This is a genomic window from Paenibacillus sp. 01T431 (assembly GCF_056398625.1).
In genome coordinates, this window is record NZ_JBFTPT010000002.1 from 1 (window position 1) to 23,491 (window position 23,491).

Consider the following 23,491-nt stretch of genomic DNA (forward strand, 5'->3'; position numbering starts at 1 on the left):
CCTCGTTTTTTCAAGGGGCTTCGCCACACATTTCCATCTACGTGTCAAGTCCTATTTCACTTTTTCAAAAAAAAAGAGCAGGCTATCTTTTTGATAACCTACTCTTTATTTATGGTTTTTGATCCTGCACCTTAACTTAATGACATTGCTCCTAGGAGGCCCCGTCTTTATTGTTTAGTGACCTGATGATTCGTGGTCGTTGGATAGCTTAAGTACGTCAAATACTTTGAACAATAGACTAAGTATAATAGCTACTACGGTTGCAAGCGCCATCCCAGTAAGCGAGAAGTCCCCGATTGTAAGCTTTACGCCGCTAAGTCCAGTCACAAGAACGACGGTTGTCAAAAACAGGTTGGTCGGTTTGCTGTAATCCACTTTGGACTCAACGAGCATCCGGAAGCCGGAAGCAGCGATAACACCGAACAGCAGCAAGGATACACCGCCCATAACTGGCGTTGGAATTCCGGAAATAAGTGCAGAGAATTTACCAGAGAATGAAAGGACGATCGCAATGACAGCCGCGCCGCCAATGACAAAGGTGGAGTAAACCTTTGTGATCGCTAGAACACCAATGTTCTCGCCGTAGGTCGTGTTCGGCGTAGAGCCTACAAAACCTGATAGAATGGTGGAAATACCGTTGCCCAGCATGGAGCGGTGCAGACCTGGGTCCTTCGATAGATCTTTGTCTACGATATTGCCCGTAACAACCAAATGCCCAATATGCTCGGCAATGACGACAAGCGACGCAGGTGCAATCGCAATAATCGCCGACCAGTGGAACTCAGGGAAAGTGAAATGCGGCAATTGAACAAAGCTATTCTCAGCGAGCTTGCTGAAATCAGTGAAGCCCATGAAATGAGCGAGTACATAACCTGTAGTAATACCGATCAGAATCGGAATAATGCGCATGAATCCGCGGAATAAGACGGAACCTAGCACCGTTACGGCAAGGGTGACGGTAGATAGGATTACGATCTTTGGATCCGGGCTCCATACGACGGCAGGATCGGCATCAGTCGGAATAATCCAGCCTGCCATCCGAGCAGCAACTGGAATGAGCTCTAAACCGATAATCGCGACGATTGCCCCCATCGCTGCTGGAGGAAATACAACATTGATCCAGCCGGTGCCTGCTGCTTGAATGATGAGAGCGACAATCGTAAAGATAACGCCTGAAATAATAAATCCGCCTAATGCAGCGGCATAGCTGCCTCCGCCCACTTGATCGCCGATTACGGCGCCTGCTGGAGCGAGGAATGCAAAGCTGGAACCGAGATATGCTGGAATCTTATTGTTGCATATCCAGAGATAAAGAAGTGTTCCGATTCCGTTCATAAGCAAACAAATTGCCGGATCAACACCGAGTATATTCGGTACGAGCACGGTAGAGCCGAACATAGCAAATAAATGCTGCAAGCTTAGCAGTGCGCTTTGCAGGGCAGGCGGTCTTTCATGAACCCCAATTGCTTTTTTCATGAGAATAAGCTCCTTCAATTTAATAGGTTGTCTATTTTTGACCCTTGTTGATTCTACATAGTGAAGCGGGGTTTGACAAGTGTTTTCTTATCATACGCTGGTCATATACGAATACATTAATGAAGAAGGGGAGGTGAAAGGATGGAATTGTGGGTGATATGGCTTATTCTCGCTGGCATACTGATCGTCGTGGAAATGCTGACGCTTACATTTTATTTGCTTTGGCTTGCGATTGGTGCTATAGTCGCTGCTGTCATTGATTGGTTTTGGCCGGGCTCATTTGTCGTGGAGATGGTGGCTGGGTGTATCATTGTCCTTATCTTGACTATCTTCACAGGTCCAATTACTCGTCGTTTCCATTCCTCAAAAGGTTTTAAGGATGCCGTGGACGAGCTCGTCGGCAAACAAGGAATTGTGCTTGAGGATATTGCGGCAGATGTTCCCGGTATCGTCAAGGTGGGAAATGAAACGTGGAGTGCAGCATCGAATGAACGGTTATTGAAGGGTGATACAGTTAGGGTTGTCAGTCGCGGCAGTGCAGTGCTTCAAGTTGAGAAATGGGGAGGCTAACTAGATATGGGTTATATTATTGCTATTATTTTATTGGTTATCGTTGTCGTTTTTGTATCATTATCGATCAAAATCGTACCGCAGCAAAGGATAGGCGTTGTCGAGCGCCTAGGAAAGTTTAACCGGCTGCTTACGCCGGGAGTTAATATTCTAATTCCGATTATTGATCATGTACGAACGTATCATGATTTGCGTATTCAGCAGGCGAACGTTCCGCCGCAAACGGTCATAACGAAGGACAACGTACAGGTCAAAATCGATACGATTATTTTTTATCAAGTGACCGGCCCAGAACAGGCTACATATGGCATATCTGATTATGTATACGGGGTGCGAAATATAAGCACAGCTACAATGAGGCAAATTATCGGTAAAATGGAGCTTGATGAAACCTTATCAGGCCGTGAGAAAATATCGACCGACATTCGGATCGCGCTGGATGAAGCGACAGAGAAGTGGGGCGTGCGTATCGAGCGGGTAGAGGTTATTGATATTCAGCCGCCAGCGGACATCCAAGATGCAATGGATAAGCAAATGAAGGCGGAGCGAAGCAAACGAGCAATGGTGCTTGATGCAGAGGCGGCGAAGCAGGATATGATCTTGCGGGCAGAGGGTGACAAGCAAAGTAAAATATTGAAGGCTGAAGGCGATAAGGAAGCTAGAATCCGTCAAGCCGAGGGTCAACGCCATGCGCAGGAGCTGGAAGCGCTTGGTGAAGCGAAGGCGATTCAATCCATCGCTGAAGCTGAGAAAAATCGAATTGAGCTTATACGCTCTGCGGGACTAGATGAGAATGTGCTGACATACCGCTCGCTCGAGGCATTATCCGATATTGCTCAGGGAGCTGCGAATAAAGTGTTCATTCCAACACGGGCAATCGATACACTTGGCAGCATTGGAGCTATTGGGGAAATGCTTAAAGCGAGCAAATAAATATAGTGATTGCAAAAAAAATGTCTCAGGAGCAGTGTATTCTGCTTTTGGGATATTTTTTTTGCCATCCGATATTATATTTTTCTAAAGTCAGTGGGTTTGCAGTATGAATCATAACATTCTTGGATAGTTCAACATGAGATTCACCCTTAAACTTAAAAAGAAAGCGCTTTATATTAAACGAGTAAGAGGAGGAAATAATGTTGAGTAGTTTTAAATTCAAGAAAGGTTGGTCCATTATTTTTGCATTGCTTGTGTTATTCCAAACGGCGGTCGGTGCGAATACGATAGTTGCTGAGGCTCAGACGCCGGGTGCTGCTGTAAACAGCCAATCCTATGAGGCTGAGGCAGCCGTTAATCAGCTTAGCGGTAAAGCAGAGGTTAAGGACTGCGAGCTTGCGGTTGGCTGCTCAGGCAATAAGCTTGTAGGCAGTCTGTGGGGCGGCTCTGCTTTGCAGTTCAACGCAGTGAATGTGGATACTAAAGGGATCTATACGATGACGGTGCATTACATATCGGGCGATCCGAGATCACTAGCCGTCAGTGTGAACGGCGGCGGAACCGATCATTATGATTTGCCGAAAACGGCAGATTGGAGCACGCGAGGGACTTACGAGATCCAGCTGGAGCTTCGTCAAGGCGAGAACGTCATTCGTTTCGATGATGAAGGCGGATACGCGCCGGATATCGACAAGATCGAGCTGAAATTGCTGAATGCAGGTCCGGGCACAGATCCGAATGAACCGCCTGCTGGAAGCGGACAAGTGTATGAAGCGGAAGGACCGGACAATAAGCTAGCCGGCAATTCTGCTGTAAAATCCTGCAAAGCGGAAACTAAATGCTCCGGTGGAAAAAAGGTAGGCGACATTTGGGGCGGATCAACGCTGTTTTTCCAAAAGGTTGCTGCTCCAGCAGAGGGGATATATACCTTAAAGGTGAGCTATATTTCCGGCGATCCTCGGTCATTTTCCATTCGTGTGAACAATAGCGAGAAAGAGACCTATTCCCCGCCTGCGACTGCGAATTGGGATACGGTTGGCGTGTTCAGTATTGAGGTACAGTTGCAAGCGGGCAGCAATACTATTTTATTTGACGATAATGGCGGATGGTCGCCGGATATTGATAAAATCGAAATCATCAGCTCGCAGGCACCAGGTGAGAATCCAGGTGATGTGGATGGGATCGGCAATATTGGCAACCAAATCGATTCCAGCAAATTTGGCTCGATTAAAGTGGAGCAGCATAAGTCAGGCGTCACTTTAACAAACGGCGTCTACAAAATCATTTATAACACAGAGTCTGGACTTTCAGCGTTCGAATGGAACAACAAGACGATCGCCAAAGGGTTGTACAGCAGTATCCAATTGGACAAGCAGCTCGACAGCAAAGACTACGCTGAGCATTTGTTCTCCATGAAAAAAATTGAGAAAATAAATGACGGTCATGGCAAAGGCATTCGGGTAACGATTGAGAATCGTGAGTCCGGCCTGCCGACGATGAAGCAAATTTATCAAATCTATGAGCGTTTGCCTTATTTTCTAATTAGTCAACAAGTAACGGGTAAAGACACGCTCAGTACGAATGATATGGCTCCTCTTGTACTTAATGCCAAGGGTGGAATCGATATTGGAAGCTACTCGGATAATAGGGTGCTGGTCGCTCCGTTCGATAATGACGCGTGGTCTAGATACCAAGCGCGGACGATGAATACAAGTCTGAACAACAATAACTATGTCAGCTCAGAATTGACAGCTATTTATGATAATACTAGCCGAAATGGATTGGTTATTGGTTCAGTCACACATGATAAATGGAAAACAGGAATCTATTGGAGCGGTTCTGATAATCGTTTAAACAAGCTCAAGGTATACGGCGGTTTCTCTTCCCCTACCTCGACGCATGATACGATTCCACATGGAAAGGTAACGGGAACGACGATTACTTCACCGCAAATTCTCGTTGGTTACTATTCCGACTACCGCCAGGGCCTTGAGAGCTTCGGTCAAGCGAACGCTGCAGTTGCTCCGCCGCTTGCATTTAAGCACGGTGTGCCAAAGGGTGTGCCTGTGGGCTGGAACAGCTGGGGCGCTTACGAAAGCGATTTAAGCTACGATAAAGTAGTCGCAGTGTCTGATTTCTTCAAGAAAAATTTGCAGAAAAATTCCTTCTCGAACAAAGGCAATGTTTATATTAATTTGGACTCCTATTGGGATAATCTGTCTGAGGAGCAGCTGAAGCAAGTAGTCAAGGTTATTAACAAAAACGGGCAAAAAGCCGGCATTTATTATGGCCCTTTTGTTTATTGGGGCGATAACATGAGTCAGGTTGTAGAGGGTACAGATGGGAAATACACGTATGGAGATATTATTTTGCGGGATCAAAGCGGTAGCCCGCTGCCGAAAGTAGACGGCGCCTACGCGATCGATCCGACTCATCCCGGCTCTAAGCAGCGGATCGAATATTATTTCAAACGGTTTCTTGATTACGGATATGAGTATATTAAAATCGATTTCCTAAGCCATGGCTCCTTCGAGGGCAAACATTATGACCCTAATGTTCAAACGGGCATTCAGGCTTACAATCAAGGCATGGCTCATATCAATAAGGTGCTTGGCGGAAAAATGTTCATCAGCGCCTCTATTGCTCCTTTATTTCCGAGTCAATACGCCCACGCAAGACGGATCTCATGTGATATTGACGGCTCACTGAGCCGCACGGAATATCAGCTAAACAATCTTACCTATGGCTGGTGGCAGAACGGAACGATCTATCCGTATACCGATCCAGATTATATGACGCTTGTGAAGGGCGGTTCGTTTGATGCCGCACAGTCTCGGGTCAATTCAGCGGCTATTTCCGGTACTGTATTTCTAAGCTCAGACGATGTCAGCAATCCGGCAGCACAAGAATTGATGAAGAAGCTGCTCACTAACAAGCAAGTGAATGAGGTTGCACTTAAAGGCCAGGCTTTCAAGCCTGTCGAGGGCAACACAGGTACAGGGGCTGCGGATACATTCATCATGCAAGAAGGGAAAGATTATTATCTTGCTGTATTTAACTATACGAATGCCCCTGTGTCGAAAACGGTAGATTTTGCGCGTGTTGGCATTCCATCGACCTCCAAAGTAAAAATTACGGACCTATGGACGAATGCATCCAGTCAGGCAGCAGGTCAACTTAAGGTGGACTTGAATGGCGCGCAATCGAAGCTTTACAAAATCACCGTAAAATAAACCAGCAGCAAGAATCATGACTAAGCAGCTATGGCTGTGAAACCGAAAACCCCCTCAAGCAATAGTGCTTGAGGGGTTTTTTATTGTCTAGCATTTTAACGTCCAGGAATTCTTATCGTTACCGTCGTGCCAATTCCGAGCCTGCTGTAAATAGAGACGCCATATGATTCGCCGTACAAAAGTTTAATTCGATTGTCGACGTTTCGAATGCCATAACCAGACAAGTTGTCGCTGCTGACCGGCAGCTCTTCTCCGCTATGGCCGCGCATATGCATGCCCATGCCGTCATCGATAACTTTGAGAATGATGTCATGGCCGTCGCGATAAGCCTTTATCATAATGTTAATTCCGAGTGTGTCGTCCCAAATGGCATGGTTCATCGCGTTTTCAACGAATGGCTGCAGCGTTAGCTTTACGATTGGGCAGGGCAGTACGGATTCCTCGATTTGATAATGCACGCGAATGAGTTCGCCGAATCTCACCTGCTGGATGGCAACGTAGTAGCGGGTAAGCTGAATTTCTTCATGGATTGAAAGTTTGTTTTTCCCTTTGTTGAGCGAAATTCGGTAAAACTTTGCTAGATCCGTAACCATTTTGTTCATTCGCTGATCAGAATTTCGAATGGCAAGCGATGATATGGAGGCGAGTGTATTGTACAAAAAATGCGGATTAATTTGCGCTTGCAGAACATTCATCTCGGCTTCTCGCTTATCGATTTCTTTCTTGTATACGTCGGAAATTAAATTGCTGAGCCGCTGCGCCATCTTCCGCAGCACATTTCCGATTTGGCCAATTTCATCGCGTCCAAGCGGCCTCATGTCGAAGAGATCGAACTCCTCTCTTTCGATGCGCCGGATCATGCCGACTAAATAATCGACGCGTTTCGTAAATTGTCTGGCTGTGGCGTAGATGAACAGCGTCATAAGCCCAAAGCTGATTAATGCAAAAATTAAAATCCGCTTAGCTGTTTTATTCGCTTTGGTAAGGAAGCTGCTGTAAGGGACCAGCGAGATGCTTTTCCAACCGAATTTGGTCGTATTATAGACGACTAGCATTTTTTCTCCATTAAAGCTGCTGTCGAATCTTCCTTCTCTGGCGCTCGGAAATTTCTCCTTCACAAATTGATTAAGCGGACGATTTAACATGTTTTTGTCCTTAGCGGACATAATAAGGCCGCTATCATTAACGATTAATATCGTTTTCTCTGATGTTTCTTTCTCCATCAAACGGAAAATATCCGATTCCAAAATGTTGATGGTCAAAATTCCATAGGCATTGTCTAGATTGCTAATATTAAGCATGCGTGTCAGCGTAAACATGGAGGGCTGGTCAACAACAGGGGGCGTTGCTACAAACCGAACATTTCCGTAGCTGTTAAGCAATGAGCGGTACGTAGTCGACCGTTTGAACGCATCATCCATTCGTTTAATGTAAATGCCGTCAGCTGGTAGCGAATCGTTATTAATATAAATAGACATGGAATGAATATCTGGATTTGTAGTCAGCATATTCGAAAAGGTGTTATTAATGTATTGATAGGCATCAACAAACAGAGAGGGCTCCTCTGTATAGTTATTCGTTAAGTAAGCGCGCAGCGAATTGTTTAAATAAAGAGTTGCTGAAAGCTTTGTGTACGTATCCAGCTTATTTTCTAAATTTGAATTGATTTGAGCAACAGACGCAACGGAGTTCGTGTACATTTGGTCAGAAAGCTCGCTCTTAATCGTCTGATAAGAATATAGAACAAAAAACACTAAAGGAATAATGGCCCCGAGTAAAAACATGACAAACAGCTTTTCTCTTAGCCGCAAATTGTTAAAAGGCCTCGTCAGCCAGCCGGTTACCTTTTTCATGCGCTCTCACTCCAGCCTATAGATACATTTTCCGAAACTCATTAGGTGTACTGCCTTTGTGCCTATGGAAGATGGAGCAAAAATAAGAGACGTTCTCATACCCGACGCTGTGAGCGACCTCACGCACCTTAAGGGATTTGTCCTTTAACAAGTCAGCTGCCCGGTTCATACGAACCTTCGTTATATAATCAAGAATCGTCTCACCCATTTTTTCTTTAAAAATGCTTCGAATATAGTTGGGTGATAAGTAGACCTCCTTGGCAATCTCCTCGACTGTAAGCGGCAAATGATACCTTTCGCTAATAAGCTTAACGATTTGGTCGGCTACGGCTTGATTGCGGTCAACATCTCTTTCGCTTAAAGCCTTTCTTATTTCTTCGCAGAAGTGCATGACATAAGCTTGAATCTGTGAAGATGAACTCATCGATGAAATTTCCTTCCAATGGTCCACAAGCAGCAAGTCCTTGAGCGAGCCTGCAAGCAGCATGGAGAAATGCTGCTCTAATGCAGCCATTAGCCGAATAATGGCTCGGATAGTGAAATTTCGATGAATACGTTCCACGCGAATCGTTGAGAAGAGCGCTTCTAATTGCATGGTTACCTGCTTGGCGTCTCCAGACTGCAAGGCGGAAGCAAGCCGAGCTGCAAGCTGCTCGCCATCATCATCCGTTTGTTTGGTAGGCAATAAATCATCCGGCGTTATGACGGCTCCGCCGAGCTTGAAAAACTTCTCTTCATTGCAAGCTCGCGCCTGCAAGTACGCATCCCAAATAAGATGAAACCCGGTATGCGGCGAGGATAATCCTATCGTAATTTGTGCGCCGAAGGAGAGGGAGAGCTCCTCTCGGAACTTCTCCCAGAAATCCATTGCAGCTTTTGCGGCTCTCTGCTCATTTCGCCATTGAAAGAGAACGAATAAAGCATGCGGCTCGCTTTCAACAACAATAAAGGAATCGAGGTACTGCCGGGCAATAGTCCGCAATAGCTCCACTCTATCGGGAGAGGCTTCGCTTGCTGGCTGCGCCGAAATCGGATAGTCTGCCGGCGCATCTATCGTTGCATAAAAGGCTGCAAACTCCCTGCCTGCACTGAAATCAGATGAGCTAAGCTCCCATTTCCGAATCCAATCCTTTCGCATCTCTTCATTCGGCTCGCGTATAATACGGGTCATCCATTTTTCACGCAGCCATTCTCCGCCCTGATCTGACAACTGTTCCTCCTCGCATTTTTTCTTTACCTTCTCAATTAACGCAATCAGTTCCTCCATATCTATCGGTTTTAACAAGTAGCCAGTCGCCTCAATGTTCAGCGCTGCCTTAATATATTGAAACTCGTTATGTCCGCTCAAAAATATGATTTTTACGTTCTTATCGATTTGCTTTGCTCTTCTTCCGAATTCCAGCCCGTCCATAATGGGCATACGGACATCTGTCAAAATAATGTCAGGCTTTAACTCAGCCAGCTTGCTAAGCGCTTCCTTTCCATTTCGCGCCGTCCCCGCGACCGTAATGCCGATTTTGTCCCATGGCACGTAATGCTCCATCGTTTCGAGCTCAATGGCTTCATCATCCACTATCAAAATGCTGTACATGCTTGTTCCCACCTTTTATCATGTATCTGTTTTTGAATGTTTATTTAGTTTATCTGCAATACCGCATTTCAACAATGGAGCATATGGAAGTGTGTCGTTTTGCGTTACAAATCGGTAAATGCTTGTATAGAATGGGCAGGGCGGCCGACCTATAATGAAGTCACTAAGCAACGCAAGATTGGCAGGAGGTTATTAAATGGAATCCATAATGAAAGCGGAATCAAGTAAATCTGTTCCACCCAAAAAGAAGCGCAGCATTGGAAATTCAAATGTATGGGACAGATTGAAGGAACAGCGGCTATTATTTGTGCTCATGCTTCCGGCTTTAATCGTCACACTCATATTTTCTTACGTTCCCATGTTTGGCTTATACATGGCTTTCATTAATTACTCGCCAGGCGGAGGATCGTTTTTTGGACAGTTTTTTACAACAGAGTTTGTAGGGCTGGAGTGGTTTAACTACTTCTTTACGAATGGCGATTTCGTCAGAGTAATGCGCAATACGCTGGCACAAAGCTTTCTATCTCTGTTATTCGGTTTCCCAATGCCGATTATTCTTGCCTTAATGATTAATGAAATGCGCAATGGCTGGTTCAAACGGACGTTTCAAACAGTATCTTACATGCCTCATTTTATTTCGTGGGTCATTGCCGCAAATATTATTATCACGGTACTTTCTTCAAGCGGTGTCATCAACAATTTGTTGACGGGGCTTGGCATCATCGATGAGCCGATTCAGTTCATGCAAAATGGTCCGCTGTTCTGGTGGATTATCGCTTTCTCCAACACATGGAAGGACATGGGCTTTAACGCCATTATGTATTTGGCCGCTATCTCAGCTATTAACCCGGAGCTGTACGAGGTGGCGAAGGTAGACGGGGCAAGCCGATTAAAGCAAATGCTGCACATCACGCTGCCGTCTATTAAACCGACCATTATCATACTTGCCATTTTAGCGGTAGGCGGAATATTGAACGCAGGTTTTGATCAGCAATTTTTGATGCAAAATAATACGGTGCTCCAATATTCGGAAGTTATTGACACGTACACGTACAAATATGGTTTGCAAAACGGAATGTTCTCTTACGGAGCAGCTGTTGGATTATTCAAATCGGTCGTCGCGTTTATCCTTGTTCTAAGCGTCAATAAGATGGCCAAAAAAATGAATGAACAGTCGTTGTTCTAGGACAAACAAGAAAAGGAGAACACTTCATGGCAAAATTTAAAAATGATTTTCTGTTTATGTCGATCGTCTACTTATTCATCATCGCGGTTTTTATCGTAACCTTTTATCCTTTCTGGAACATATTTATCATTTCGTTCAATAGTGCTGAAGATACGCTGCGAGGAAATCTGTATTTGTGGCCAAGAGATTTCAGCCTAGCCAGCTATAAGCAAATTTTATCCGATAGCGAGATTTGGACGGCCATTAAAGTTACGGTGCTGCGGACGCTAATCGGAACGCCACTCGCGGTTATTGTCATTAGTATGCTTTCCTATTCACTAAGTAAACGCGAGCTCGTTGGAAATCGGTTCTGGTCACTGTATTTTGTGTTCACGATGTATTTTGGCGGCGGACTCATTCCTTATTATATGGTGCTCAAAAGCTTGCATCTCATTGACAGCTTTATGGTGTTTATTTTACCGGGCATGATGAACGTCTTTTATATGATTATTGTACGAACCTTCATGCAGCAGCTTCCGCAGGAGCTGGATGAATCAGCAAAAATAGACGGCGCTAATTACATGCAAATTTTCTTCAAAATTATATTGCCGCTAACGACACCAGTGCTCGCGACGATCGGCATGTTTACGGCCATTGGCCACTGGAACGCTTGGTTCGATTCCTACGTGTTCACGTATAATTCTGATCTTAAGACGCTTCAGGCCGTGCTTGTAAAAATCTTGAACCAGTATCAAACCAGCTCCATGGTTGGCGACGCGCAGCAGCTCGCTGATGCTTCGAAACGACTGGCCGTGTCTCCGGATACGATTCGGATGGCGGCAACTATGGTAGCAACGCTTCCAATATTAATGGTTTATCCATTTTTACAGAAATATTTTGTTAAAGGCATGACCCTTGGTGCAGTAAAAAGCTAATGAAGCGGGAACTTTGTTGGAGGTGATGCCGATCACGCTTAAATAGGGATAAAAATGTACTATAATAGAATCACTTAAGAGGGGGATTTATACTATGCGTACTAAAAAATGGATCGTATTATTTTTAAGCATGATCGTTGTCATTTCCGTATTATCAGCTTGCGGCTCCAATAATGCTAAAGAAAACGGAAACTCGAGTGCTGGCGAGAATAGCGCTGGAAATGACAAGTCTAACGAACCACTGACCATAACCTTTTTCGATAAAAATACGGGAGATAAATTCAGCAACGCGGTAGCGGCAGAAATTACGAAGCGGACAGGAATTACAGTAGAAATTCAGCAGCCAACCGGCAATCCAGCGGAGAAGCTGAATCTGATGCTTGCAAGTGATGATCTGCCGGATCTCATCATGTTTGAGAGAAGCAGTGATTTGGTTAACAAATACATTGAGTCGGGTGCTATCATTCCACTAAATGATTTGATTGAAAAAAACGGCCCAGATGTAGCAAAAATGTATGGCGATGTGCTTAACAAAACGCGCTATAAAGACGGTAAAAACTATTACCTTTCCAACTGGTATGGGTTTGAGAATGAGCCCGTATTTGGCTTCAATATGCGTAAAGATATTTTGAAGGAGCTGGCTCCTGATAAAGCAGAAGGCGGAGTGCCTTTCACGGAAACTGAATTCAAGCAGCTATTGCTTGATTTTAAAGCGAAATATCCTACGATGGACGGTAAAGAAACGATTGCTCTATCGATGGATGGAGAAAACTTTGGCGGTACACTAGGCACTTTCAAAGGTATGTTCGGCATGCTGCCTTTCTATGATGAGAATGGTGAGCTGAAGTTTGATGTGAAAGACCCGCAATACCGCAAAATGATTATGTACATGAATGATTTGTACAGGACAGGCCTGATCGATAAGGAATGGGCGATTAACAAAAAGCAGGCTTGGGAACAAAAATTGGCGACTGGTTCTGTATTTGCTTCAACAGGCGCGTATTGGGATGCTGGAGGTGCAAACACGATTCTGAAGAAGGATCGTGGTGAAGAATCACAGCTGTTCCCTTACAAGGTTGTAGCAGATGGCGTAGATCCTGCAAAAACGACATACGGCGGACGCAGCTCACTTGGCTGGGATGCGATTACGATTACGAAGAAAAATAAAAACCCGGAACGCACGATGAAATTTATGAACTTCCTAGCGAGCGAAGAAGGACAATATTTGTTGATGTGGGGAATTGAAGGCCAGCACTGGGATATGAAGGATGGCAAGCATACGCCGCGTCCAGAAGTGCTGCAAAGCTTTAAAGACGATTGGAATGCCTATACAAAGGAATCAGGCATTCGCAAATGGACTTGGTTTATCAAAAACGGCAATGGTTCCGACGGCACACCTTATGACTTAGCGGGCCGCTTCGAACGTGGCGCTGTTGATAAGATGGCACTCAAAAACTTGTCTGACTCGGTGTATGACTCCGTACTCTTCGATGGCCTTGGGCCGCAGGGAGGAACGCCTGAAGCACTGAATGAGCAGAAGGTTAATGATATTGTGAAGCAGGGGCTGACGAAAGCGATTATGGCGAAGTCTCCTGAAGAAGCAAACAGCATTTTTGATAAAATGCTTAGTGACATGAAGGCTGCTGGAGATGCAAAGGTTGAAGCGATTTATACAACCAATTACAAAAATCGTGTTGAACTTTGGAAATAAACATAATGCAAGCATGATGGAGGCCGGCGCTGCCGGCCTTCTTCCATTATAAAAGAGGAGCGGATGAGCGATGAAGATTGGGCAATTCGAGCTGGAGCAGCGCATGGAGGAATATGTTGTTCATAATGGAGTCATTCAGGCAACCGTAAATTTGACGGATGGTCATGTATCGCTGCAGTGGGGCAGCGGCGCGGCGCTGGTTGGCCTTTATGCCGAAGCGCGTTATGGTTTGGAGCAGCTTCGCTCTACTTTTTACAGCAAGCATGTTGTAAACGAAACGTCTACCCACGCCATTGAGGATGGATTTGGCAAAGGGGTGCACTGGAGCTTTGAGCATGAAGAGCTTGGCAAGCCATTCATGCGTCAGCATTTCCGTATGTACGAGCAGCTGCCTTATTTGTTAATGGAGCTTGAAGTGGAAAGCGAGCTCGAATGGGAGACGAATGAAATCACGCCGCTAGCCGCATATTTAAATGATGGAAGTATTGCACAATTTGGGGCAGTAGCAGGTGCCAGCGAGGAAATCAGGGCGTTATTCGTTCCATTCGATAATGACAAATGGGTTCGTTTTGCCTCACATGCTATTCCTTGCAGCGTACACAGCTATGAGACAACCGCCATTTATCGTGCGCAAAGCAGAAACGGATTTGTTATTGGATCAGTCACACATGATACTTGGAAAACAGGCATTGTTGTAGAAGGTACGTTCCCTGAGGATCTGGGCAGGCTGCGCGTTTATGGCGGAGCCGCTGATATGCAGACGAGAGATACAGTTGCACACGGAACAATTCGCGGTAAAAGCATTGTTTCTCCGACGATTTTTGTAGGTGCGTTCTCGGATTACCGCGATGGGCTTGAAGTGTATGGCAAGGCGAATGCCGTATTGACACCAGCACTTCCTTGGGAAGGCGGCGTACCGATGGGCTGGAACAGCTGGTCAGCCGTCATGGGCAAGCTTGATTATGATGTGTATACGTATACATCTGATTTCTTCTCCAAACAATTGCAGCAAAACAGCTTTGCTGACGATCAGGGAAGCCTTTATGTCAACTTCGACTCCTTCTGGGACAATTTATCGGAAGAGCAGCTAAAGGATGCGCTAAGACGGGTAAAAGCGAACGGTCAAAAGCCGGGCACTTATTATACGCCATTCGCTTTCTGGGGCAACGATCCGGATACGCCGGTAGAAGGAACAGATGGAGCAGTGCTTTACCGTGAGATCTTGATCAAGGATACAGCTGGACAGCCGCTGCCGAAGCTGGATGGCGCATTTGCGATAGATCCATCGCATCCAGTCGCGCTGGAGCGAATTAGAAAAAGGCTGGAGAGCTTTGTAGAGCAGGGCTTTGATTATGTTAAGCTGGATTTTCTGACGCATGGCGCAATGGAAGGCGTATTCTATGACCCCGATATAAGAACAGGAATACAGGCGTACAACAAAGGTATGGCTTGTGTACGTGAGACACTGAATCCTGAGAAAATTGGCAGACCGTTCTTAATTAATCTGTCTATTGCTCCGTTATTTCCGCATGGCTATGCACACAGCCGCCGTGTATCCTGCGATGCATTCGGAACGATCAATGATACCGAATATATGCTTAACGCGTTAACGTATGGCTGGTGGATTAACGATAGCTTGTATCGTTTCAACGACCCCGACCATGTTGTCCTCTACAAAAGCGACAACCAGCGTGCGATTAGCGAGCATGAAGGGAGAAGCCGTTTGAACAGTGCGGTGATTGCGGGTACCTCGCTTCTGCTCGGCGATGATTACCGAATGGAGGAGGCAGCTCGGCGGGCCAAGGAATGGATGACAAATCCAGAAATCATGGCGTTAGCTAAACGAGGTGTAACCTTCCGTCCCGTTGAGTGCAGCAGCGGGAACAAAAGTGAAAATCTGTTCATGTTGCGAGCAGAGGAAGGGACTTACGTGGCTGCTTTTAATTTTGAAGTAGAGAAGGAAAGCTTGTTGCACGCATCATTTGCAAGAATGGGCATAGATTCCTCTAAGGGGTTAGTCGTTCGGGATTTGTGGAGTGGACAGGAGGGGCAAGCCGTGACAGAGGGCGACGGACATCACATTGAGCTGGCACCATCGGAGTCTAAGCTGCTGCTCTATGTACAGGCGCAATAGCGACTAAAATGGATTAATAGCAAGTAAAATGCAGGAAATGAGCTATTTAATACGAAAGCTAAGAAAAATATGACAAAATCGGTTACTTTTTCATCGTTTTCGCGTATTATCCCCTATAGCCATATAAAAGATGCTTGGAAGGGGAGATTTCTTTGAGCTTTACAGATCAAAATCAGAACCTAGGCGAGAATCACAGTATGAGCGGTCGAAGGCCGCCAGAGCTAAAGCCAAGTACGGTTAAAAAAATCGTATTCGGTATAGTCGCCGCAGTTATCGTCATTTATTTAGGAACAACCTCCTTTTACACAGTACAGGAGCAGGAACGGGCAGCCATTTTAACCTTTGGCAAGTATTCGAATGAAACTTCAGCAGGTTTGCATTTCAAATGGCCTTATCCGATTCAAGATGTCAAAATTGTAAAAGCGGAGCTGACACAGCGGATTCATATCGGTTATCGTCAAGTGGGCTCTGAAGCCATTCCAAATGATGATGAAGCGATGATGATCACGGGTGATGAAAACATCGTTTCCGCGGATGCAGTCGTACAATGGAAGATAAGCAACATTCATGATTACTTATACAATATTTCCGATGCGGAGCAGTTTCTGCGGAATGCAGCAAGCTCCTCGATTCGTGCAGTAATCGGCTCGGAGAAGCTTGATTACGCCATTACTGACGGTAAGACAGTCATCCAAGACAAGGTTCGGGAGAAGCTGATTGAGCTGCAGTCCAAGTACAAAACGGGCATACAAATCATTGATATCAAGTTCCAGGATATCGAGCCGCCAAGCGGTCAAGTGGCTGAGGCCTTCCGTGAGGTAACGAATGCACGCGAGGAGAAAAACACAAAAATTAATAACGCTGCGAAGTACGAGAATGACCGTATTCCGAAAGCGCGCGGTGAGGCGCAAGCGCTTCTTGAAAATGCCGAAGGACAGAAGAAATCTCGGATTCTGAACGCCGAGGGTGACGTTGCCAAGTTTAATGCGATATTCGGCGAGTACAAAAAAAATCCGAATGTTACCCAAAGTCGTTTGGTGTTGGAGACGCTTGAAAAAATATTGCCGAACGCGAAAATCTTTATTACGAATTCGAACAGCGATACCGTAAATTATTTGCCGCTAAATGAATTGCTGCGCAGCGGAAGCGGCAGCACGACGACTCCGCCGGTAACAACGCCGCCGCCAGTCGCAGAAGCTCCGCAAGGAGGTGACGCACAATGAAAAGAAACCAATGGTTAACAATTATTGTTGTGCTGGTTGTTGTCATATTGGGCTCAGGCTCGATGTATATCGTGAAGGAAGGCGAATATAAGGTTGTGCTTCGATTTGGTGAAGCGATGAGAGCTGTGCCAGAGCCGGGCCTTAAATTTAAGCTTCCGTTTATTGAAAACGTGTCGACGCTGCCGAAATATCAAATGACATATGAAAGCACGCCGACGACGATTCTAACGAAGGATCAGAAGCCGATCGTAGTAGACAACTATACGGTGTGGCGCATCACGAATGCATCTCAGTTTTTAAGAACGGTGCAGTCGGTCAGCGGCGGTATACAGCGGATCGATGAGGCCGTGTACAACTCTGTTCGCCGTAAGTTATCAGAGGTTAATTACGATAATATCATTAGTGAGAACACAGCGCGCGGCAATATTAACGATGAGATTACGAAGGATGTTGTGTCGGCGTTGACTCGTGATAATTATGGTATTGAGGTTATTGATGTTCGCATTAAACGTACCGATTTGCCGGAAGAAAACAAGCAAAGCGTATACAACCGGATGATTTCAGATCGTCAATCGATCGCAGCACGCTACTTGTCCGAAGGTGATGAGGAGTCGCGGAAAATTACTTCCAAAGCGGATCGTACAGCTACGGAGCTATTAGCGCAAGCGCAGGCTGATGCCAAAAAAATCGTCGCTGAGGGCGAGCGTGAAGCAGCCGTTATTTATAACAAAGCATACGGCAGCGACCCGCAGTTCTACAATTTTTATCGGACGTTGGAGAGCTATGCGACGACGTTGAAAAACGAGCCAGTTATTATGATGCCTATCGATTCACCTTATGCAAAAATACTATTAGGTCAATAACCGGAAATCCCCTTCGCCTCAGCGTTGGGGATTTCTTTTTGTAAAGGCCAGCTAACGGCATTTTGAAAGTGAAAACTCAAAATGCTGTTTTTTTGTATAGAAAAGGCTATCAAACCTGCATAAATATTGCATTTGTACTGCTTGTAGTATACTTCAAATCCTTTAAAGTTAAAGAGGTAATATCTCATAAAGCGATTTTCATTGCCATAAATGACAGCGCTTTATTTGGTTCGTGTTTGACGCAGGGGATCGATAACAGGGATGAAGGGGTGAACCAATTGAGTAGAAGAAGCAGTAAAAAGGGCATTAGTATTTTTGTTATGTTTTGTATCGTATGGGGGTTGTTTACTGGTGTTCATAGGCCTGTAGTTTATGCAGCAGGCACGCCGATTATTGTGTCAAACGGAAGCTTTGAGAGTGATCTTGCTTCGTGGAATACATCGTTTACACCGGCTGAAGGAACGACGCCGATTACGATCCAGGGAAGCTGGATTCCAATCGGAGGCGGTACCAAACGATTGGATTATTGGAGCGCGTCAGCTTATACGGCTAACACGCATCAGACCATTACTGGCTTGAAAAATGGTTCTTACACGTTATCCGCATGGGTAGAGCGCGGAGCAGGATTTAATGAGAGCTATATGTATGCCAAAGATACGGGACTTGCTGAAGTGAAAGCAAATGTGCCGGAAAGCAGCACATGGGTACAAATCAGCATGCCATTAGTCGTTGCAAACAACCAGCTGACATTGGGTTTTTATGCGGATGGCAATGCAAACAACTTTATGGGCGTTGATTTGATTACGCTCGTCTTGGATGAAGCTGCTCCGGCAAGAGCTCTTGAAAATACGAGCTTTGAGCAGGATTTAACAGGATGGGAGACAAGCTTTGGGCCAGAAGGCAGCGAGACGCCAATCTCTATTAAAGATTGGACTCCTGAGAATGGCGGCATGAAGCGTCTGAACTACTGGAGCGCTAACGCTTATACAGCGGATACGTTTCAGACCGCAACGGGGCTGGAGAACGGTACCTATACGTTATCGGCTTGGGTTGCAAGAGGCGACGGCTTTACACAAAGCTATATGTACGCGAAAAACACGGGAAGAGCAGAAGTGAAGGTGAATATTCCGGTCAGCTCATCCTCGTGGACCAAAATTAGCTTACCAGTCGTTATTGAAAATAATCAGGTTACGATCGGCTTTTATGCAGACGGAGCTGCAGACAAATGGCTTGGTGTCGATCTGATTTCACTGGTTAAAGAAGAGGAAGCCCAGCTGGAGCCTGTTGGCGTAGCGATTGGCAATCAGGGCTTCGAAGCGGAAGAACCAGCTCAGGTCATCAGCTCCTGGTCAGAGGAAGGCGATATGGACGCTTCCTATACGGAAGCACCGGGCTATTTAAGCAGCTATGGCTTAACGCATTATTCTGATCACGATTATAAGGTGACTACCTCCCAGACGATTACGGGACTAGAGAACGGGTATTACACTCTGACAGCATGGGCGCAAAATGGCGGAGGCCAGCATGCGAGCTACATATTCGCCCGTGACCATGGCACCTCGGAGGCGAGAGCTGCGGTACCGATCGGCAGTACCTGGACAAAGGTGTATTTGCGCGGCATTCAGGTTACGAATGGAACAGCGACGATTGGTTTATTCTCAGATGCACAAGCAGGCAACTGGACGAAGCTTGATTTTGTCGAGCTGGTGAAGGATGACCAGCCGTATAAATTTCTCAAAGGCGGCGATGTCTCAGAGCTTACTTATGTAGAATCGCAAGGCGGCAAATTTTACGACAGCAAAGGGAATGAGAAGGATTTATTTCAGCTGTTGAAAGAAAACGGCCACGATATCGTACGTCTGCGCGTCTATAATGAGCCGGGCAAAGGCCATGGCGACGGCAGCTATTACCGTCCAGCAGGCATTATGGATAAGGCGGACATTCTGAAACTTGCCAAACGTGCAAAAGCTGCAGGATTGCAAATTCAATTGTCCTTCCACTATAGCGATTACTGGACGAACGGCGCTACGCATAATATCCCTAACGCATGGCAAACGGCGATTAAGGATTTGGCAGACGATGCTGCAAAGGTGACTAAGCTGGAGGAGCTTTTGCGTGCATATACGCTAGACGTTATGGAAGCAATGGTAGACCAAGGCACGACGCCGGAGTTCGTGTCGTTAGGCAATGAAATGCAATCGGGTATTTTGTTCCCTTATGGCAGAGCATCTGGAGGGAGCTGGGCTAATCTAGCAAGATTCCTTAAAGCCGGAGCGGAAGAGGTTAAGAAGGCTTCTCCGACCTCAAAGGTCATTCTGCATCTGGATGACGCAGGCAACACGAGCAAATATGAAAACTTTTTTGATGAGATAGAGGCAAGAGAGGTCCCTTATGATATTATCGGACCGTCCTATTATCCGTTCTGGACGGATGACACGATTGAACAAATCGTTGCGTTTTGTAATTATTTCAGCAAAAAATATGATAAAGATATTATGATTATGGAGACTGGATATAACTGGAATCCCACATTGCCAAATGGCACTATAGGCCAGCTAAACGATAACGGACCCTACCCAGCAGATACGAGCTCTCCACAAGGGCAAAAAGAATTTATGATTAATTTATTCAATGGTCTGAAGAGCGTAGATAATGGCAGAGTTATCGGCGATCTATATTGGGACCCGATTATGATTGCTGTGCCGGGTGTAGGCTGGGCAATTAAAGAAATTGACGATCAACCCGATTTGAACGTGGTGTCAAATACGACTTTGTTTGATTTTGATGGCAAAGCATTGCCCGCTCATGATGCCTACAAGCTAAATACGGAAGGGTCGACGCTTGGACATATTTCGGGTGTTGTGCGAGGAGCGCTTGGCAAGGGCATCGCTCATGCGACGATAGCTGTTGATGTAAATGGTACGATGTTGACGACAAAATCGGATGCCGCTGGGAACTATTTCATTCCGGATTTGCCAATCGGCAAAGCCTATGCAATTACAGCTGCAAAAAGCGGCTATGAAGGCGGAAATATTTCCGTTAACCTCTTGGAAGCGGGTACGTTCACGTCGAATCAGAATATTGCAATGATCGGCGGCGCTATTACGGGAACCGTTAAGGATCAAAACCATAATGCTGTTATTGATGCGAAGGTAAGTACGATTATTGATGGCGTTGTATACAGCGAGGTTACGGATAGCACAGGTCAGTATACGCTTGCTGATTTGCCTGCTGCTACAAACGTGACCGTGACGGTTGCTAAAGAAGGTTATGTTAGCGAGGGAGCTGCCCATGCTTCGGTAGCAATTGGGTCGACGACTTCGTCGATTGATTTATCTTTAGCATTAAATTCAGGCACGATAACAGGTACGATCATTGGAAGTGACAAAGCACCAATCGATAAAGCGCAGGTTAGCGTTGCTGCAGCAGGAAAAGTGTATTCCGCATTGACCAATGCAGCTGGTGAATATCGACTAGTGAACATTCCTGCGGGAATCAACTATAAGGTCATTGCCATAAAATCAGGTTATTTAAATGCAGAGTCATCCCCTGTTTCGGTTAAAGTTGGCGAAACGACTAGTGATGTTCATTTAACGCTATTGAATAATCTTGGGGCGATAACAGGTATCGTATTAGACAGCTCATACTCGCCTGTTGAAGATGCGACGGTCATTGCAGTTAAGGGTGAGAAAACCTATACCGCAAAGACGAATGCAGCGGGACAATATGTACTTGCTGATGTATTAGGCGGCAATGCTTACTCCGTTTCGGCAAGCAAAGAAGGATATTTAAACGGCTCGGCCTCAGCGGTTGATGTTGCGACTCGTCAGACAACAAAAGCTGGCAATATCATTTTAGCTGCGAAAATACCGTTAATCAATGCTGGTTTTGAGCAGCAGGGTGCCGATAAATACACTCTTCCAGGATGGAATATAACGGGAACAGCTAATGCAACCTTTGCTTCGAAAGATAATCCTAAGGATGGAAGTTATGTACTAAATCTTTGGCATGCGGGAGCTTATGAATCGGATGCTAATCAGACGATTACAGGGCTTGCAAACGGTTATTATACGGTTTCCGCATGGTTCTATAATGGCGGTGAGCAGAAGGAATATTATATGTACGCCAAGGACTCGAACGGTGAACTGGCACGTCTAAATATTCCGAAAACAAATGCGATGACGCCATTCAGCATGGTTGTGAAGGTAGAGCGCGGGGAGCTGACGCTTGGCTTCTATGCAAACGCGAATGCAGGAAACTGGGCTTTAGTTGATGCGGTTGCAGTAGGTTTTCTAGGTGAAGGAACCGGTGCAATCAGCGGTGAAGTGAAGGATGCAGCAGGCAACAAGCTGGCGGATGCTGCCGTAAAAACTGTCATTGAAGGAGTAGAATATGCGGCGGTTTCGAGTGCTGCAGGTGAATTCACCTTGTCAGATATACCGCAAGGATCGGGTTATTCTATTGCTGTGAGTAAAGCAGGCTATATCACGAGCTCAGTAACTGAGGTGGCTGTTACCGATAAGCAGGTGACATCTGGAGTAACGATTGTGCTGGCAGCAGAAGCGGGGCCGTCACCAACACCGACGACACCAGTGGATCCAGAACCAACTCCAACGACGCCGGTGGAGCCAACACCGACACCGGCCACACCGGTGACACCGCAGCCTACACCAACAGTGCAGGCGGTGAATGTTGATTTGAGGCAAGGACTGAAGAATGATAAGGATCATTCCATCACAGTAACCACGATGCCGACAACGGGAACCTTAGGCATCATTGCGAATATGGCTGCAAAGCAGATGACAGAGTTAGCAAATGAAGGACTGCAAGCGGTTATTTTCAAAACTGGCTTTGCAACGATCTCGTTCGCACCTGACCTGTTCAAGGATGTAATCAACCCAGCATCAAAGAACGTACAATTTTCAGCTGCTAAAGTGGATGCTTCAGCCTTATCCAATGAAGTGAAGAAGACTGTAGGCGACAATACCGTTTATGATTTTAATCTTACCGTCGATGGGGTGAAAGTTCCTCATTTTGATAAGAACAAGGTCATCATCGAACTTCCTTATACGTTGCGTCAAGGAGAAGAGCCTCATAACGTTGTTATTTTTTACATCAATGAGGATGGTAAGCTGGAAATAGTAAAAAACGCGATATATGATGCTGCGAAGGCGACAGTTACTTTTAGTCCATCGCATTTCAGCAAATATGCAGCAGTTTATAAGGCTGTTTCATTTACCGATCTAGCTAAGGCCGGATGGGCACAACAGAGTATTGAGTTCCTTGCGGCAAGAGGCATCATAAGCGGATTTGAGGATCAAACCTTTAAGCCGACAGATGCCGTAACAAGAGGACAATTCCTGCATATGTTAATGGGGATTTTGGATACAGCAGCTAAGGGAGATGGACCAGGCTTCTCGGATGTTAAAGAAGGAGCATGGTATGCAGAAGCGATCATAAACGCTCAAAAACTCGGTATTGTGAAAGGCAAAGATGACGGCAGCTTCGGTGTGCATGATATCATAAGCCGTGAAGAAATGGCTGTTATGATGTACCGTGCTGTAAAAGCAGTCAACGTAAAGCTGAGTAATCTAACAAACGTCGAAGCTTTTGCTGATCAAGCGCAAATAGCTGATTATGCTGTTGAAGCTATTCAACAGATGCAGCAAGCCGGTTTAGTCAACGGAGTCGGGCAGGGTGTATTTGCACCAAAAGGCCATGCGACAAGGGCACAGGCTGCTGTTATTTTAGAAAGATTGTTTCAAATGATGTATTCTGCCCATTAAATAGTTAGATAACAAACA

Annotated in this window: 13 protein-coding genes; 10 read left to right on the forward strand and 3 right to left on the reverse strand. The window is 45.7% G+C overall.

Annotation, left to right across the window (positions count from 1 at the left end; genetic code table 11):
- Positions 1 to 174: 174 nt before the first annotated feature.
- Positions 175 to 1,476, reverse strand: a complete 1,302-nt coding sequence (gene uraA, locus AC1DM9_RS02650) for a uracil permease (protein ID WP_339204559.1) — start codon at positions 1,474 to 1,476, stop codon at positions 175 to 177.
- Positions 1,477 to 1,617: 141 nt separating this feature from the next.
- On the opposite strand from uraA, the gene AC1DM9_RS02655 reads away from it, so the two are divergent.
- The 3 genes from AC1DM9_RS02655 (at position 1,618) to AC1DM9_RS02665 (ending at position 6,212) form a co-directional block, all read left to right on the forward strand.
- The gene (locus AC1DM9_RS02655) at positions 1,618 to 2,046 is read left to right on the forward strand and encodes an NfeD family protein (protein ID WP_477578399.1); all 429 of its coding nucleotides are present in this window, start codon (positions 1,618 to 1,620) and stop codon (positions 2,044 to 2,046) included.
- A 6-nt stretch (positions 2,047 to 2,052) separates the two neighbouring features.
- Positions 2,053 to 2,979 (forward strand): SPFH domain-containing protein, encoded by a 927-nt coding sequence (locus AC1DM9_RS02660; protein ID WP_339204557.1) that lies wholly within the window; start codon positions 2,053 to 2,055, stop codon positions 2,977 to 2,979.
- Between the two features lie 200 nt (positions 2,980 to 3,179).
- The gene (locus AC1DM9_RS02665) at positions 3,180 to 6,212 is read left to right on the forward strand and encodes a carbohydrate-binding protein (RefSeq protein ID WP_477578401.1); all 3,033 of its coding nucleotides are present in this window, start codon (positions 3,180 to 3,182) and stop codon (positions 6,210 to 6,212) included.
- A 95-nt stretch (positions 6,213 to 6,307) separates the two neighbouring features.
- On the opposite strand, the gene AC1DM9_RS02670 is transcribed toward AC1DM9_RS02665, so the two are convergent.
- Together AC1DM9_RS02670 and AC1DM9_RS02675 are read right to left on the reverse strand one after the other, a co-directional pair.
- Positions 6,308 to 8,065 (reverse strand): sensor histidine kinase, encoded by a 1,758-nt coding sequence (locus tag AC1DM9_RS02670; RefSeq protein ID WP_477550973.1) that lies wholly within the window; start codon positions 8,063 to 8,065, stop codon positions 6,308 to 6,310.
- A 16-nt stretch (positions 8,066 to 8,081) separates the two neighbouring features.
- Positions 8,082 to 9,656: a response regulator gene (locus AC1DM9_RS02675; RefSeq protein WP_477578403.1), complete on the reverse strand. Its 1,575-nt coding sequence runs from the start codon at positions 9,654 to 9,656 to the stop codon at positions 8,082 to 8,084.
- A gap of 196 nt (positions 9,657 to 9,852) precedes the next feature.
- Between AC1DM9_RS02675 and AC1DM9_RS02680 the strand changes: the two genes are divergently transcribed.
- The 7 genes from AC1DM9_RS02680 to AC1DM9_RS02710 all read left to right on the forward strand — a co-directional run bounded on the left by AC1DM9_RS02680 (position 9,853) and on the right by AC1DM9_RS02710 (position 23,473).
- On the forward strand, positions 9,853 to 10,842 hold the full coding sequence (locus tag AC1DM9_RS02680; RefSeq protein ID WP_477550971.1) for an ABC transporter permease: 990 nt from the start codon (positions 9,853 to 9,855) through the stop codon (positions 10,840 to 10,842).
- A 26-nt stretch (positions 10,843 to 10,868) separates the two neighbouring features.
- Positions 10,869 to 11,756: a carbohydrate ABC transporter permease gene (locus AC1DM9_RS02685; RefSeq protein ID WP_076267442.1), complete on the forward strand. Its 888-nt coding sequence runs from the start codon at positions 10,869 to 10,871 to the stop codon at positions 11,754 to 11,756.
- Between the two features lie 94 nt (positions 11,757 to 11,850).
- Positions 11,851 to 13,467: an ABC transporter substrate-binding protein gene (locus tag AC1DM9_RS02690; RefSeq protein WP_477550970.1), complete on the forward strand. Its 1,617-nt coding sequence runs from the start codon at positions 11,851 to 11,853 to the stop codon at positions 13,465 to 13,467.
- 70 nt (positions 13,468 to 13,537) lie between these two features.
- Positions 13,538 to 15,601, forward strand: coding sequence for an alpha-galactosidase (locus tag AC1DM9_RS02695; protein WP_477578405.1), 2,064 nt, complete (start codon positions 13,538 to 13,540; stop codon positions 15,599 to 15,601).
- Between the two features lie 152 nt (positions 15,602 to 15,753).
- Entirely contained in the window at positions 15,754 to 16,824 is a 1,071-nt protein-coding gene (gene hflK / locus AC1DM9_RS02700; RefSeq protein WP_477550968.1) for an FtsH protease activity modulator HflK, read from the forward strand.
- Complete coding sequence (hflC, locus tag AC1DM9_RS02705; RefSeq protein WP_076267445.1) at positions 16,821 to 17,687, forward strand: protease modulator HflC; 867 nt, start codon at positions 16,821 to 16,823, stop codon at positions 17,685 to 17,687. Before hflK ends, hflC begins: the two co-directional genes overlap by 4 nt.
- 278 nt (positions 17,688 to 17,965) lie before the next feature.
- Positions 17,966 to 23,473, forward strand: coding sequence for a glycosyl hydrolase 53 family protein (locus AC1DM9_RS02710; protein WP_477578407.1), 5,508 nt, complete (start codon positions 17,966 to 17,968; stop codon positions 23,471 to 23,473).
- The last annotated feature ends 18 nt before the right edge of the window (positions 23,474 to 23,491 follow it).

Bases quoted from the DNA above. Each gene is read 5' to 3' on its own strand.
- uraA (WP_339204559.1), bottom strand. From the start codon at position 1,476: ATGAAAAAAGCAATTGGGGTTCATGAAAGACCGCCTGCCCTGCAAAGC.
- AC1DM9_RS02655 (WP_477578399.1), top strand. From the start codon at position 1,618: ATGGAATTGTGGGTGATATGGCTTATTCTCGCTGGCATACTGATCGTC.
- AC1DM9_RS02660 (WP_339204557.1), top strand. From the start codon at position 2,053: ATGGGTTATATTATTGCTATTATTTTATTGGTTATCGTTGTCGTTTTT.
- AC1DM9_RS02665 (WP_477578401.1), top strand. From the start codon at position 3,180: ATGTTGAGTAGTTTTAAATTCAAGAAAGGTTGGTCCATTATTTTTGCA.
- AC1DM9_RS02670 (WP_477550973.1), bottom strand. From the start codon at position 8,065: ATGAAAAAGGTAACCGGCTGGCTGACGAGGCCTTTTAACAATTTGCGG.
- AC1DM9_RS02675 (WP_477578403.1), bottom strand. From the start codon at position 9,656: ATGTACAGCATTTTGATAGTGGATGATGAAGCCATTGAGCTCGAAACG.
- AC1DM9_RS02680 (WP_477550971.1), top strand. From the start codon at position 9,853: ATGGAATCCATAATGAAAGCGGAATCAAGTAAATCTGTTCCACCCAAA.
- AC1DM9_RS02685 (WP_076267442.1), top strand. From the start codon at position 10,869: ATGGCAAAATTTAAAAATGATTTTCTGTTTATGTCGATCGTCTACTTA.
- AC1DM9_RS02690 (WP_477550970.1), top strand. From the start codon at position 11,851: ATGCGTACTAAAAAATGGATCGTATTATTTTTAAGCATGATCGTTGTC.
- AC1DM9_RS02695 (WP_477578405.1), top strand. From the start codon at position 13,538: ATGAAGATTGGGCAATTCGAGCTGGAGCAGCGCATGGAGGAATATGTT.
- hflC (WP_076267445.1), top strand. From the start codon at position 16,821: ATGAAAAGAAACCAATGGTTAACAATTATTGTTGTGCTGGTTGTTGTC.